This is a genomic window from Kitasatospora sp. NPDC059973, from assembly GCF_042737525.1.
Lineage (GTDB): Bacteria > Actinomycetota > Actinomycetes > Streptomycetales > Streptomycetaceae > Kitasatospora.
On sequence record NZ_JBHWUI010000095.1, the window covers coordinates 1 to 13,455 of the forward strand.

Annotated in this window: 11 protein-coding genes and 1 pseudogene; 5 read left to right on the top strand and 7 right to left on the bottom strand. The window is 75.0% G+C overall.

The window, feature by feature from the left end:
• Nucleotides 1–871 (bottom strand): serine/threonine-protein kinase (locus ACFWA9_RS24330; protein ID WP_380389709.1); only part of this gene is annotated, 871 nt, incomplete at its 3' end.
• A 6-nt stretch (nucleotides 872–877) separates the two neighbouring features.
• Nucleotides 878–1,705 (bottom strand): serine/threonine protein kinase, encoded by an 828-nt coding sequence (locus ACFWA9_RS24335; protein WP_380389711.1) that lies wholly within the window; start codon nucleotides 1,703–1,705, stop codon nucleotides 878–880.
• 391 nt (nucleotides 1,706–2,096) lie between these two features.
• On the opposite strand from ACFWA9_RS24335, the gene ACFWA9_RS24340 reads away from it, so the two are divergent.
• The 3 genes from ACFWA9_RS24340 (at nucleotide 2,097) to ACFWA9_RS24350 (ending at nucleotide 5,194) form a co-directional block, all read left to right on the top strand.
• Nucleotides 2,097–2,507 carry a hypothetical protein gene (locus tag ACFWA9_RS24340; RefSeq protein WP_380389713.1) on the top strand — a complete coding sequence of 137 codons (411 nt, stop codon included), beginning with the start codon at nucleotides 2,097–2,099 and terminating at the stop codon, nucleotides 2,505–2,507.
• A 493-nt stretch (nucleotides 2,508–3,000) separates the two neighbouring features.
• Nucleotides 3,001–4,068 carry a polysaccharide deacetylase family protein gene (locus ACFWA9_RS24345; protein ID WP_380389715.1) on the top strand — a complete coding sequence of 356 codons (1,068 nt, stop codon included), beginning with the start codon at nucleotides 3,001–3,003 and terminating at the stop codon, nucleotides 4,066–4,068.
• Nucleotides 4,069–4,090: 22 nt separating this feature from the next.
• Nucleotides 4,091–5,194 carry a GNAT family N-acetyltransferase gene (locus ACFWA9_RS24350; RefSeq protein ID WP_380389717.1) on the top strand — a complete coding sequence of 368 codons (1,104 nt, stop codon included), beginning with the start codon at nucleotides 4,091–4,093 and terminating at the stop codon, nucleotides 5,192–5,194.
• Between the two features lie 18 nt (nucleotides 5,195–5,212).
• On the opposite strand, the gene ACFWA9_RS24355 is transcribed toward ACFWA9_RS24350, so the two are convergent.
• Nucleotides 5,213–6,346 carry an aminotransferase class I/II-fold pyridoxal phosphate-dependent enzyme gene (locus tag ACFWA9_RS24355; RefSeq protein ID WP_380389719.1) on the bottom strand — a complete coding sequence of 378 codons (1,134 nt, stop codon included), beginning with the start codon at nucleotides 6,344–6,346 and terminating at the stop codon, nucleotides 5,213–5,215.
• A gap of 58 nt (nucleotides 6,347–6,404) precedes the next feature.
• Nucleotides 6,405–7,121 (bottom strand): PAS domain-containing protein, encoded by a 717-nt coding sequence (locus tag ACFWA9_RS24360; protein WP_352290870.1) that lies wholly within the window; start codon nucleotides 7,119–7,121, stop codon nucleotides 6,405–6,407.
• Nucleotides 7,122–7,620: 499 nt separating this feature from the next.
• On the opposite strand from ACFWA9_RS24360, the gene rox reads away from it, so the two are divergent.
• Complete coding sequence (rox, locus tag ACFWA9_RS24365) at nucleotides 7,621–9,057, top strand: rifampin monooxygenase (protein WP_352290869.1); 1,437 nt, start codon at nucleotides 7,621–7,623, stop codon at nucleotides 9,055–9,057.
• Between the two features lie 66 nt (nucleotides 9,058–9,123).
• On the opposite strand, the gene ACFWA9_RS24370 is transcribed toward rox, so the two are convergent.
• Nucleotides 9,124–10,773 (bottom strand): cytochrome D1 domain-containing protein, encoded by a 1,650-nt coding sequence (locus ACFWA9_RS24370; RefSeq protein ID WP_380389722.1) that lies wholly within the window; start codon nucleotides 10,771–10,773, stop codon nucleotides 9,124–9,126.
• A gap of 321 nt (nucleotides 10,774–11,094) precedes the next feature.
• Between ACFWA9_RS24370 and ACFWA9_RS24375 the strand changes: the two are divergent.
• A pseudogene (locus ACFWA9_RS24375) lies at nucleotides 11,095–12,776 on the top strand (FAD-dependent monooxygenase).
• 19 nt (nucleotides 12,777–12,795) lie between these two features.
• On the opposite strand, the gene ACFWA9_RS24380 reads toward ACFWA9_RS24375, so the two are convergent.
• Both ACFWA9_RS24380 and ACFWA9_RS24385 read right to left on the bottom strand, forming a co-directional pair.
• Complete coding sequence (locus ACFWA9_RS24380; RefSeq protein ID WP_380389724.1) at nucleotides 12,796–13,179, bottom strand: hypothetical protein; 384 nt, start codon at nucleotides 13,177–13,179, stop codon at nucleotides 12,796–12,798.
• Nucleotides 13,180–13,202: 23 nt separating this feature from the next.
• Complete coding sequence (locus ACFWA9_RS24385; protein ID WP_380389726.1) at nucleotides 13,203–13,415, bottom strand: DUF397 domain-containing protein; 213 nt, start codon at nucleotides 13,413–13,415, stop codon at nucleotides 13,203–13,205.
• Nucleotides 13,416–13,455: the final 40 nt, after the last annotated feature.

The window sequence follows — 13,455 nt, forward strand, 5'->3', positions numbered from 1 at the left end:
GGTCCACCCGGCCCCGCTCCGCCCGGTCCGCGGTCAGGCAGGCGGCGACGGCCGGGCGCCAGCGCGCGGGCAGCGCGTCGTCCAGCCGCAGCGGCGCCACGCCGCGCGCGTAGGCCTGCGCGGTGAGCGCGCGGGCCCGGGCGGTCGCCCCGAGGAACGGGTGCAGCCCGCCGGTGAGCAGCTGGTGGGCGAGCACGCCGAAGGCCCAGATGTCGGCGCTCGGCCGCACCGCGACACCGCGCGCACCGGTGCGCTGGGACCACCACTCGGGCGGCACGTGGTCGGGCGAGCCGAGCGGCGGGGCGTAGGCGTGGGTGCCCTCCAGTTCGGCGGTGAGGCCGAAGTCGGCGAGCCGGGCGGTGCCGTCCGGCATCAGCAGGATGTTGCCGGGCTTGAGGTCGCCGTGCACCCAGCCCGCGGTGTGCATGTGGGCGAGCCCGGCGCAGACCCCGGCCAGGATCCGCTCGGCGTCGGGGACGGGCGTGTGCGGCCGGGCGGCGGCGAGGACGTCCTGGAGGCTGCGCTCGGCGCGTTCCATCACCAGCGCCAGTGCGCCGTCGAGCCCCGGGTGCGCGGGGTCGGCGACGGTGAGGACGGCGAGCGTGCGGATCAGGTTCGGGTGGTCCGCGCGTCGGCCGAACCGCATCTCGCTGCGCGCGAGCTGCGCCATGGTGCGGCGCTGGCCGGGGCTGAGCCGGGCCGGGCAGAGGAACTTGACCGCGAGGTCGGCCGGTCCGCCGCCCGGCCGGTGGGCGGCGTAGACGCTGCCCCAGGCACCGGCCCCGAGCGGCTCGGCGATGCGGTACCCGGCCACCGTGTAGCCGGCCGGGACGTCGAGGTGCGGCGGGCCGGGCCGGGCGGGCGCGGGCACGGCGGATCAGCCGCCCCGCCGGGGCGGGAGCAGGGCCAGGTGCTCCTCCCGGACGAGGTCGAACCGCAGGGCCAGCGCGACGAGCTCCTCCCGCTTGCCACCGGCCCGGGCGGCGTCGTCCGGCGCGTCGTCCGGCGTCTCGCGCAGCCGCAGCTTGGTGGCCACCAGGTAGTCGATGTGGTAGTTGACGGCGGATCGGGTGAGCCCCCGGCAGGAGGGCAGCGAACGCAGCCGGGCCAGCACGTCGGTGACCCCGGGGACGACGGCGGCGGACGGCGAGCGCAGTCGCGGCTCACAGAGGGCGAGCAGGACGAGGAAGTACTTGGACGTCGGGTCGAGGGCGAACGGACTGACCGTCATCTCGCCCTCGGACGCTGCCGGTTCGCCCTCCAGGTAGGCGTGCTGGGGTGCGAACACCTTGAAGGCGACCGGCTCGCCGAGGGCCGGCAGGAACACCCGGGAGAACTCGAAGGGCACCGGTGCGCCGAGCCGGCCGGGAGCCACCTTGACGTGCTCGCCCGCCCCTTCGAGGTTCTCCACCACGTACGTCGCGGAGGTGCTGAAGTTGGAGAGCCGCCAGTAGTCCTCGGCGGCCGTGACCTCGCCGGCGCGGCGCGAGACGCCCTGGTCGGTGAGGGGGATGGCGGGCGGGCGGCCGGGCTCGCCGCGCCCGAACTCCGCGACCTCGCCCGGGCCCAGGTGCAGCAGCGCGGGCCTGCCGGGCGGTGCGGAGCGCCCACCGGGCGGGCCGGGCCGCGCGCCGATCGGTGCGGGCCGCCCGCCGGGCGGGGCTTTCGGGCGGGGTTCGGGCAGTTGCACGATGACCGTGTCCACGCAGGCCACCTCCGTAGGTCGCGTCGATCGTAGCCGTCCGAACGGCTTCGCGCCGGTCCGCCACCCGTACGAGTGAACGCCGGGGCGGCGCGGGGCGGCCGGGCCCGTCGGGGCGTCAACCGGACTGTCCCGAAGTCGACTTGGCGAGCCCGCGGACCGGCTCACGACGGGGTCGGTTGGGCCGGTCGCCGACGCGCCGCGCGGGGCGCCCTCCGGGCCGGTTCGCCCCGCCGCCGGGGGTCGCTCACGACCGGAGGCCGATCCGCCGGTTGCGGTGCGTAGTTGAACGGTCACCTTGAGTGTGACGCAGCACACATATGGCATGCCCATGAAATGTGCAAGACTCATCCCACGGAGTGAGATTCCCTTGATTTCCAAGGAGGTTCATATCATGCGCGCTCGGATCGCAGCCCTGATGGTCGCGGTGGCAGGGATCACGGCGTCGATGGCCACCCCGGCCTCGGCGGCGTCGACGACGAACGGGACCGGTGAGGCGGCGTGTATCGCCGCCGCCAACCGGCCCTGCGTATGGCTGGAGAAGGACGGCGGAGGAGTCGTCGGGGTGGCGCACGTCTCGCCGGCCTCCTCGACACAGCTGACGGTGGTTCAGGTCGAGGTCAGGACGCAGCGGGCCTGGGGCAGCCCCTGGGTCACCGTCGCGTCCGCGACCACCGTCACCAAGGGGTACGCCAAGGCCGTGACGCCGCGCGTGGTCACCGGGGATCTCAAGATGATCTGCGCGGTCGGCGGCCCGGCCCTGGAGGCCGAGCACCAGGTGACCACCTGCACCGCCCCCTTCTGATCCACCGGAGAACCCCGCGGCGCCCCGCCACGCGTCGCCGGGACGCCGGTCGCCGGGGAGTACGGGGAGTACGGGGAGTACGGGGGATCCGTGAGCCGGGGCCGTCGGGCCCCTCTCCGGGGCCGGCCGCCGGGTCCGCAACCGGCGGCCGGCCCACCCCGCGCGGCACACCCGCACCTCGGTGGACCGGCTCCACCGGCTCCCCCGGCACCACCGGTAGCCACCCAGGAGACTCCCGGCCCGCACTCGGGCCAGGCGCGCGCCGACAATGCGCCAACCTGCCCCCCGAAACCCGCCCGCTGTGCACAACCCTCCTCGGAGCATGGGATTTTGCACTATCTTGGCAATTCGGGGAGCGGGGCGGGCCGCCCACCCGGCAGAGGTGCGCCCGTGCGGGCGGACCCTGCCCGTGTGCCATGCCCGACTCCCGCCGCCGCAGCGCCGATGGCAGTCGCTCACGGCAGTGCTCACGGGGAGAAGGGGGAGCGTGTCGATGCCCGAGGGGACCACGCGTGCGACCGGGGCCGGTGACGGTCCGAGCAGCAGAGGCGCCGGCCCGACGACCGGGGCCGCGCCGCCGCCGGTCGGGGCGGCCGGCCCGACCGGCGAAGCCGGAGCCGCCGCTCCCCCGCCCGGCCGGCTCGCCGGGCGCCGGAGCAGCGTCGACGCCGCGCTGCGCAACTCCCCGCTGCAGCCGCTGTTCCGGCTCGCCGCCACCCGCCGTCTCGCCGTCCTCGCCTACCACGGCGTGGACGACCCCAGGACCTTCGCGCTCCAGATGGCCCGCCTGGTCCGGATCGCCCGCCCGATCTCGCTGCCCCGGGTCGAGCAGGCCGTCCGCTCCGGCCGTCCGCTGCCGCCCCGCAGCGTGCTGGTCACCTTCGACGACGGCGACCGGACGGTGCTCACCGAAGCCCTGCCCGTGCTGACCCGGCTCCGGATCCCGGCCGCCGCCTTCGTGGTCACCGAACTCATCGACGGCGACCGGCCGTTCTGGTGGTCCGAGGCCGCGTTCCTGGCCTCCCGCGGCGGCACCGCGCGCAGCCTGGCCGGCTGCCCGCCCGGCGCGGTGGTGCGCCGGTTGAAGACCCTGCCCGACCGCGACCGCCGCACCGCCCTCGCCGAACTGCGCGAGAGCGCCCGGGCCCGCGCGCCCCGGCAGGAGCAGCTCACCCGGCACGACCTGCTGACGCTCCACCGCTCCGGGGTGTCGATCGGCAACCACACCGTCGGCCACCCCTGCCTCGACCAGTGCGAGGACGACACCCTCCGGGACGAGATCACCACCGCCCACCACGCGCTCACCGGCTGGCTCGACGGCGAGGAACCCACCGCCTTCGCGTACCCCAACGGCAACCTCGACCAGCGCGCCGAGCCCGTGCTGCGCCGGCTCGGCTACCGGGTCGGCTTCCTGTTCGACCACCGGCACGACCGGCTGCTGCCCGGGCGCCCGCTGCGGATCAGCCGGCTCCGGGTGAACTCCACCACGAGCCGGGACAGGTTCGACACCATTCTCTCGGGGCTGCACCCGGCCGTGCACCGGTTGCGCGGCGGCGCCTGAACACCACCTGGGGGGCGGGGCGTTGGAGATCACGGCGAACAGTGCGGCCGGTGCGGCGTCCGGACCGGTCCGGTACCGGACGGCCGCGCTGCCGGCGCGGGTGCTGGACGGCTGGCGGGAGCTGGCGGCCGCCGATCCGGGTGGCTCCTGGTTCACCACGCCGGAGTGGGCGCTCTCCTGGTGGGAGACGCTGGGCGCACGGCAGGGCGGCGGCGAGGTCACCGTCTGGCGCGAGCCGGACGGCCGGGTGAGCGCCGTCGTACCGCTGCTGCGCACCCGGCGGCGGCTGCACCCGCGGGCGCCACTGACCGTCCCCTGTCTGACGGTGCTGGGCTCCGGCCCCGGCGCCGCCGACCACTGCGGCGTCACCGCCGCACCCGAGCGACGGGCCGAGGTGGCCGCCTGGCTGGCCCGGCGCGCCCGGCGGGCGACCCTGCTGCTCACCGATCTCGACCCCGGCCAGAGCGGGTTGCTGCCCGCCGGTGCGGTCGAGGTCGGCCGCACCCCGTGCCCGCGGGTCGACCTCACCCCGGGTGCGGACGCGCTCGGCTCCCGCCAGTTCCGTGCCGACCTGCGCCGCTACGGCCGCAAGCTCGCCGCCGGGGGGATCACCTTCCGCTGGGTGGCGCCGGCCGTGGGGAGCGGCGAACTCGCCGAGCGGATCGCCCTGTTGCACACCGTGCTCCGACTGCACCGGCTGCGCCGGTCCGCTCTCGGCCTGCCGACCACCTTCGACGAGGCCCGCGCACCGCTGCACGTGCGCCTGATCGAGCGCTCGGCCGCCACCGGTCGCGGCGAGGGCCCGGCCTTCCTGGTCGCCGAGCGCGCCGGGGAGGTGGTCGGCGCCCTCTACGGGTTCCGCTGGCGGGACACCTTCGCCTACTACCAGATCGGTTGGGACCAGGCCTGGGCGCCGCTGCGGCTCGGCACGGCGGTGATCGCCGAGGCCGTCCGGGCGGCCGCCGGACAGGGCCTGACCACCTTCGACTTCCTGCGCGGCACCGAGCCCTACAAGTACCGCTTCGGAGCTGAGGACCGTGAGGACGTGTCATGGCTGGTGCCGCACGGTCTCTCCGGCGCGCTGTTCGGTCTCAAGTACCGGGCCAAGGAGGCCCGGCAGGGCTGACCTCGGCAACGTGCCTCCCTACCGCCGACCCTTCAGCCAGTCGGCGAGGGCCTCCAGGGCCGGGGCCGGGTCACGGCGGCCGATGCCGATCCGGAACCGGTCGGTCGGCGTCGGGGTGAGCTCGGAACGGTAGATGCTCGCCGGCAGCAGCAGGACACCGGCCTGCTCGACCAGCGCGGTGCAGAACGCCTCGACGCCGTCCGGTCCGAGGTAGCGCGGGTACGCGACGCAGCCGCCGTCCGGGGCCCGCCAGTCGAACAGTTCGGCGTGCTCGGCGAAGAAGGCGTCGAAGAGCGGCAGGTTCGCGTCGATGATCGCGCGGTTGCGGGCCAGGATGTGCTCCCGGTTCCGGATCGCGATCCGGGCCAGGATCTCACCGGGGGCCGAGTTGCAGATGGTGGTGTAGTGCTTGGCGCGCTCCAGCCGGGAGCGCAACTCCCGGTCGCGGCAGGCGATCCAGCCGATCCGCAGGCCGGGCAGGCCGAGCGACTTGGAGGTGACGTTCAGCGACAGGGCGCGCTCGGAGAGGTCGGCGGCCTGCGGCAGGGTGCGGCCCGGGTCGCGCTCCAGGCCGCGGTAGACCTCGTCGCTGAAGAGCCGGATGCCGCGCTCGTCGCAGAGCCGGACCAGGCGGGTGAAGTCGTCGGCCCCGATGACCTTGCCGGTCGGGTTGTTGGGGAAGTTGACCGAGACGACCCGGGTGTTCGGGCGCAGCGCGGCCACCAGCTCGTCGAGGTCCAGCGCCCAGTCGCGCGCCGGGTCCAGCGCGACGCCGGTGACCTCGCAGAGGGAGAGCGCGATCGTCTCGGCGGACTGGTAGTTGGGGGTCAGCACGACGGCGTGGTCGTCGGGGCCGAGCAGCACCTGCATGGCGAGGTTGAGCGCCTCCTGGGCGCCGCCGAAGCAGATCACGTCGTCGGCGCCGACCTGCTCGTACATCCCGGCGACCGCCCGGCGCAGGGCCGGGTCACCGAAGGTCTCGGTGTAGCCGAGGGCCAGGGTGTCCCAGGCCTGCCGCTCCTCCTGGTCCGCCAGGGCGAGGAGTTCGGACATCGTCATGGTCTGCGCGTCGGAGGCGGTGAGGTGGTGGCGGGCGGTGAACTCCCAGCGGGAGAAGTAGGTTTCGAGCCGGAAGTCGGGGAGCGTGGTCATCACTGGTTCCTCTGCGGTGCGGTGGGCTCCGGTGCCCGGAGTCCGGTCCCGGACCGGGCTACGGCTCGGCGGGGTGTTCGGGTTCGGCCCCGGGTGCGGGCCCGGCCGGGCCTTCGGGTTCGGCCATGGGCTCGGGCTCGGCCCGGAGTTCGGCGAGCAGGGCGTAGACGGTGGAGCGCGAGACCTTGAGCGCGGTCGCCACGGCCGGCACCGCCCGGCGCACCGCGAGCACCCCGGCCCGGTCGAGTTCACGCAGCACGGCGAGCCGGTCCTCGCGGCCCAGCCGGTCCGGCGGGCGGCCGTGGGCGCGGACGTAGCCGCCGATGACGTCGTTCATCCGCTCCGTCCAGTCGCGCTCGAAGAGCGGCTCGGGCCGCGGCGCGGTGGGTGCGGCGAAGCCGGCCAGCAGGGCGGCGGCCTGCTCCAGCGGCCCGCGGTCGAGGTTGACGCAGAGCACCGCCGAGGCCCGGCCGTCGTCGTCGCGCAGGACGGCGCTGACCGAGGAGAGGCGCCGACCGTCGGGCAGCAGCTTCTCGTACGGCCCGAGGACATCGGCCCCGTAGACGTCGGGCAGGGCAGGGGCCAGGTCGTCCAGCTCGCCGAGCAGCGAGGGGTCGCCGGGGGCGCGGCCGCTCATCGGGTGCCAGATGGCGAGCACCTCGTCCCGAACGGCGTCGTGCAGCACCACCTCGGCGTACGGCCCGAGCAGCAGGGCCACCGCCTGGCAGACGGGCGCCCAGGTCCGGACGCGTGGGTCGGGGGTCTCCGCGGTCATATCTGGACTGTACGTCCAGCCCGGACGTTCCGTCCAGGGCGACTTCGCAGGGCTGCCACCGCACGGGCGCGCCGGGCGCGGCGCGCCGAAACTCCGGGGGAATGGCCGCAGAATGGCCGCGCGCTCGAAAGGGCCCGGGGGTTCACCGTGCCCGGAACAATTCCGTCCGGACGGCGGCACCGATTCGGGAGGAAGCCGCGGGCGGGGAAATGACGAAGGCGAGGAGGTGAATCCACTCCTCGCCGCTACCAAGATATAGCGCACCCCCGGCCTTGCGGCAAGACCCCGGGGCCGCCGCACAATGGTCGACCTGGGCCGGGACCTGCGGCCCTGACGGATCGGCGCCTGTCCACCGCTCCCGGCGCGGGGGCCGCACGACGGCCGGAACTCCCGGCGCAGCTCGCGGACACGGAAATCCGGCACGAGCCGGGGTGTACGCACCACCGGACGGGCGGCGGCCGACCGTCCGGAAATCCACTCTCGTTGAACGGGCGTTCTGATGATTGACGTGATCGTGGTCGGCGGCGGACCGACCGGCCTGATGCTGGCGACCGAATTGCGGCTGGCCGGAGTGGGGGTGGTGGTGCTGGAGCGGGCGACGGAGCCGGACGCCCGGTCGCGCGGGCGCGGCCTGCACACGCGCAGCGTCGAGATGATGGACCAGCGCGGTCTCCTGGACCGGTTCCTCGCCGCCGGCGAGAAGTTCCGGATCGGCGGCTTCTTCGGCGGCGTCCACAAGGCGTGGCCGGAGACGCTGGACACCGCCCACCCGTACGGACTCGCCGTCTCCCAGACGGCGACGGAACTGCTGCTCGCCGAGCGCGCCCACGAACTCGGGGCCGAGATCCGGCGCGGCCACGAGGTGGTCGGGCTGAGCCAGGACGAGGACGGGGTCGGCGTCGAGCTGGCGGACGGAACGCGGCTGCGCTCGCGCTACCTCGTGGGCTGCGACGGCGGCCGCAGTACGGTGCGCAAGCTGCTCGGCGTCGCCTTCCCCGGTGAGCCGACCACCGTCGATACGCTGCTGGGCGACATGGGGGCGGCCGAGGACCGGGCGACCATCGCGGCCGTCGTCGAGCAGGTCCGCGCGACCCAGCCGCGGTTCGGCGTGGCCCCCGACGTCGACGGGCAGCAGGGCGTGTTCCGCATCATCGTGCCCGCCGCCGGGGTGGCCGAGGACCGGTCGGTCCCGCCGACCCTGGACGAGTTCAAGCAGCAGCTGCGGGCCTTCGCGGGCACCGACTTCGGTGTGCACTCGCCGCGTTGGCTCTCCCGGGTCGGCGACGCCACCCGGCAGGCCGAGCGCTACCGGGTCGGCCGGGCGCTGCTGGCCGGCGACGCCGCGCACATCCATCCGCCGACCGGCGGCCAGGGCCTGAACACCGGTATCCAGGACGCGTTCAACCTCGGCTGGAAGCTGGCCGCCACGGTCAACGGCTGGGCACCGGAGGGGCTGCTGGACAGCTACCACGCCGAGCGCCACCCGGTGGGCGCCGCCGTGCTGGACAACACCCGGGCGCAGATCACGCTGCTGGGGACCTCCCCGGGCGCGACCGCGCTGCGGAGCCTGCTGTCCAGGCTGATGGACATCGAGGAGGTGAACCGCCAGTTGACCGGGATGATCACGGCGGTCGAGGTCCGCTACGACCTCGGCGGGGGCCACGACCTGGTCGGCCGGCGGCTGCGGGACGTCCGGCTGGCGGAGGGCCGGCTCTACGGGCTGATGCACGAGGGCCGGGGCCTGCTGCTCGACCGGACCGGGCGGCTCTCGGTGGCGGGCTGGGCGGACCGGGTCGACCGGGTCGCCGACGCCGGCGCGCAGCTGGACGTGCCCGCGGCGCTGGTGCGGCCGGACGGCCACGTGGCGTGGGTCGGCGAGGACCAGGGCGAGTTGCTCGACCGGCTCGCCGAGTGGTTCGGCGCACCCGTCGGCTGAGCGCCGAAGCGGTGCACGGCGGCGCCGCCGACGCCCTCCCGAAGGGGAGCGCCGGCGGCGCCGGACTCACTTGCAGCTGATCAGCAGCGCGAGCGTGGCCGAGCAGGTGCGGGACGCGCGGTCGTTCGCCGCCACCGGGTCGGTGGGCGCGCTCGCGGTGCGAGCGGCCGTGACGGTGAAGGTCCGGCCGAGGTTGAGCAGGCCGACGTGGACCGTCACGTGCCGGGTGACGCTCGCCCCCTTCGCGAGCGGACCGGCGACCGCGCAGGTCAGCTTGCCCGCCGCGATCGTGCAGTCGGTCGAGGAGGCGGTGAAGCCGGCCGGCAGGTCGGCCGAGATCGTCGCCGAGGTCGCCGTCTCCGGGCCCTGGTTGGTCACCGTGAGGGTGTAGTCGACCCGCCCGGAGAACAGGCCGCCCACCGGGGTGGCGGCGAGCGAGACCGCGAGGTCGGCGGTGGGCGCGGTGTAGGTGAAGCGCCCGGCCGGGACGACGGCACTGGTACCGCCGGCCGTGGTGACCCGGACGTCGACGACGCCGGCCGCGGCGGCGGCGGGCGCGGTGGCGGTGCAGCCGGTCTCCGTGCACGAGACGGCGGTGGCGTTCCCGGCCGCGCCGAAGCTCACGGCGGTGGCGCCGTTCAGGTCGGTCCCGGTGATGGTGACCTTCGTCCCGCCCGCCTGCGGTCCGCTCGCCGGGCTGACCCCGGTGACGACCGGCACCGGCAGCGGGAAGCCGAGCACCGTCACGGCGTTCGCGGCGAAGTCGGCCAGGTAGCCGCGCCGCCCGTCCGGGGTGACGGCGAGCGCGTACGGGCTGGTGCCGACCGGCACCGTCGAGGTGACCTTGCGGTCCGCGGTGGCGATCACGCTCAGCGTGCCGTCACCGTAGTTGGAGGCGTACGCCGACTTGCCGTCGGGCGAGAGCGCGACCGAGAACGGGTTGGCCCCGACCGTTACCGTGCCCACGACGGTGCGGCCCGCCGTGTCCAGCACGCTGACGGTGTCGTCGCCGCCGTTGCCCGTCCAGAGGCGGGAGCCGTCGGCGCTCAGCGCCAGGCCGAAGACTCCGTGGCCGACGGGGACGTCCGCGCTCACCGTGTTGCTCGCGGTGTCGATGACGTCCACCGCCTGCGCGCCCGAGGCGGCGACGTAGACGTGCGCCCCGTCGGGCGAGACGGCCACGCCGTGCGGCTCGGCGCCGACCGGGACGGTCGCGGTCACGGTGTTGCTCGCGGTGTCGATGACGCTCACGGTCGCCGCGCCGGCGCTGCTGACGTACGCGCGGGCGCCGTCGGGGGAGACGGCCACCCCGAAGGGCTCGGCGCCGACCGCGACGGTGGCCGCCACGGTGTTGCTCGCGGTGTCGACGACGCTGACCGCGTCGTCGAGCTGGTGGGTCAGGTAGGCGTGCCGACCGTCGGGGGACCAGGCCGCGGCGTACGAGCCGCTGCCGGCCGTGAAGGTGCCGGAGACCGCGCCGGTGGCGGCGTCGAGCACGGTGACGGTGCCGCTGCTCTGGCTGGTCACGTACGCCCGGCTGCCGTCCGGCGCGAGTGCGACGCCCGCCGGGTAGGGCGCCACGGCGACGGTGGTCGTCACGACGGGCGCGGGCGCCGCGGCCCAGGCGGTGGCGGGCTGCACCAACAGCGCGGCCGTGGCCGCGCCGGTGGCGACCACGGCCGTCCAGGTGCGGCTCGGGGAACGGCTTATTCTCACGGGGGTCTGCTCCAGACTCGTCAGTACATCGGGGGAAGCGACCGGGTGCGGCGGCGGCTCCGCCACCGCACCGAGGCCGGACGAAGCGTAGAAGGCTGATTGACGGACCGTCATGAGTTGGCCGGGATTGTCGCCAAGTGTTTGGAATTGGTTGCCCTCCGTCGCCGGCCCGGGAGGCCACCGCGGCGGCGGTGGCCGGGGGCGCTCCGGCACCGGCGGCCGGGGTCGCGGCGGTGGCCGGGCTCTCCGGTACCGGTGGCGGACCGGTGCCGGTCGGGCGCAGCCTGGAGGGAGGCGGTCAGGACGTCCCCTGGAGCGGTCATGGACGAGATCGACGTACTGGTGGTGGGCGCGGGCCCGGTCGGACTGACGGCCGCGGCCGAGCTTCGCCGCCACGGGGCGACTGCCGGATCGTCGACCGGCTGGCCGTCCCCCAGCACTACGCCAAGGCCGTCGGCGTCCAGCCGCGCACCATGGAGGTGTGGGACGCCATGGGCCTGGTCGGCGCGGCGCTGAACGAGGCCGTCCCGATGCACGGCCAGCTGCCCTTCGTGGACGGGCGCCCCGGCCCGCGGATCGAGCTCACGATGCCGCCCGACATCCCCTACGGCTTCGCCGCGCTCCCCCAGTACACGACGGAACGGCTGCTCACCGAGCACCTCGCCGGGTACGGCACGCGGGTCGAGCGCGGCACCGAGCTGCTCGCCCTCGATCAGGAGGCCGAGGCGGGCACCGGCGGCGCCGACGGGCCCGACGGCCGGGTCCTCGCCGTGCTCGCGACGCCGTCCGGGCCGCGGGAGGTCCGGGCGCGCTACGTGATCGGCTGCGACGGCGCGCACAGCCTGGTCCGGAAGGCGGCGGGCCTGCGGTTCGAGGGCGACGCCTTCCCCGAGCAGTACATGCTGGGCGACGTCGAGGTCGACTGGGACCTCCCCGCCGGGTACGGCGTCCGCGCCACCCACCACGACGCCGAAGGCCGGGTCGACGACCTGCTGGTCTGCATCCCGCTCCCCGGCCGCAAGCGCTACCGGGTGTCGATGCTGGTCCCGGACGAACTGGCCGGCGCCGCGGCCCAGGACGGCGTCGCGCACGGGCTGGAGAGCGGAGCGGCCCCCGAACTGCGGCACATCCAGGCCGTACTCGACCGGCTCTCGCCGCAGCCGACGCACGCCTCGGCGCTGCGCTGGTCCTCCACCTTCCGGATCAGCCACCGGCTGGTGGACCGCTACCGGGCCGGGCGGCTCTTCCTGGCCGGCGACGCCGCCCACATCCACCCGCCCACCGGCGCGCAGGGCATGAACACCGGCATCCAGGACGCCTACAACCTCGCGTGGAAGCTGGCGCTCGCCGTCCGGGGCGTCGGCGCCGACGGCCTGCTCGACAGCTACCACGCCGAACGGCACCCGGTGGGCGTCGAGGTGGTCGGCCGGACGGTGCGCCACTCCCGGGCCGGCGTCCAGGCCGACCCCGGCTCGCCCGACATCCTCGACGCGGTGCTGCGGCGGGAGGCCCAGCTGCTGGTCGGCTACCCGGACAGCCCGCTGGTCGAGCCGGAGGGCGACGGCGGACCGGCCGGGCATGGGCATCGGCCCGGGCACGGGCCCGGCTCCGGCGAACGGGCCCCCGACAGCCGGGGATTGGCGCGCGACCTCGCGCACTACCCCGTCCGGCTCTTCGACCTGCTGCGCGGCCCGCGCCACACCCTGCTGTTCCACCTCGACGCGGCGACGCCCGAGGAGCCGGTCACCACGTGTGCGGTCGCCGCCCTCTCCACAGCCCACGGGCTGCTGGACGTCTACGCGGTACTCGCGCCGGACGCGCCCGCGCCCCTGTGGCGGCTGCCGACCGCCCGGGACACCGGCGGCGAGTTCCGCAGCGCCTACGGAGCCCGCCCCGGCGAGGCCTTCCTGATCCGCCCCGACGGCTACCTCGCCGGACGCTTCCACCCGCCCACCCCGGACCGGCTGGCGACCTGCCTGCGCCGGACGTTCGGCACGGGGTGAGGGGGCGTCGGGGCGCCGGTCAGCCGCTGAGGCGCTGCCACAGGACGTCCGGCGCGATGGTCGCCCGGTAGTCGAAGAAGAGGCTCAACTCGCCGTTCTCGCCGAGTTCACCGAGTTCACCGTCCTTGCCCGCGAGCGAGTCGAGCGACCGGTGCCGCAGCGCGTCGTCCAGGAACCGCGGCTGCTCCCAGGGAGCGGAGAGCATCGCGATCGGCGCGGGCGCCGGCTTCCGCCGACCGTCGAACACCACCCAGCAGGCCATCTGCGGGAAGTACCCCGAGAGGGCGACCTGGCGCACGAACTCGCCGAGCGTGGTGACCCCGTCGGACTCCAGGTGGGCTTCGTGGGGCGCGTCCACGTCGTCCCCCATGGCAACACTGGCACGCGTGAGAGTGATTCGCATGGGGCCAGAGTAGCGACTATTCGTCACTCTGACGACAACCGAAACTCCCCACCTTGAACGCCTGCGACGAACGACCGCCAGGCATCGGACGTGAAGACGAGCACGGGCCCGCCGGGATCCTTGGAGTCACGGACGGGCATGACCCCGCCGTAGCCGTCCGCCACCTCCACGCAGCCACCACCGCCATTGCTGTAGCTACTCTTCCGCCACTGGGCACCACTCAGATCGACGAGCATCGCAGTCGAAGCCCTTCCTCAAGCACGGGATCACCACCCA

Bases quoted from the DNA above. Each gene is read 5' to 3' on its own strand.
- ACFWA9_RS24345 (WP_380389715.1), top strand. From the start codon at position 3,001: ATGCCCGAGGGGACCACGCGTGCGACCGGGGCCGGTGACGGTCCGAGC.
- ACFWA9_RS24360 (WP_352290870.1), bottom strand. From the start codon at position 7,121: ATGACCGCGGAGACCCCCGACCCACGCGTCCGGACCTGGGCGCCCGTC.
- ACFWA9_RS24355 (WP_380389719.1), bottom strand. From the start codon at position 6,346: ATGACCACGCTCCCCGACTTCCGGCTCGAAACCTACTTCTCCCGCTGG.
- ACFWA9_RS24340 (WP_380389713.1), top strand. From the start codon at position 2,097: ATGCGCGCTCGGATCGCAGCCCTGATGGTCGCGGTGGCAGGGATCACG.
- rox (WP_352290869.1), top strand. From the start codon at position 7,621: ATGATTGACGTGATCGTGGTCGGCGGCGGACCGACCGGCCTGATGCTG.
- ACFWA9_RS24385 (WP_380389726.1), bottom strand. From the start codon at position 13,415: ATGCTCGTCGATCTGAGTGGTGCCCAGTGGCGGAAGAGTAGCTACAGC.
- ACFWA9_RS24380 (WP_380389724.1), bottom strand. From the start codon at position 13,179: ATGCGAATCACTCTCACGCGTGCCAGTGTTGCCATGGGGGACGACGTG.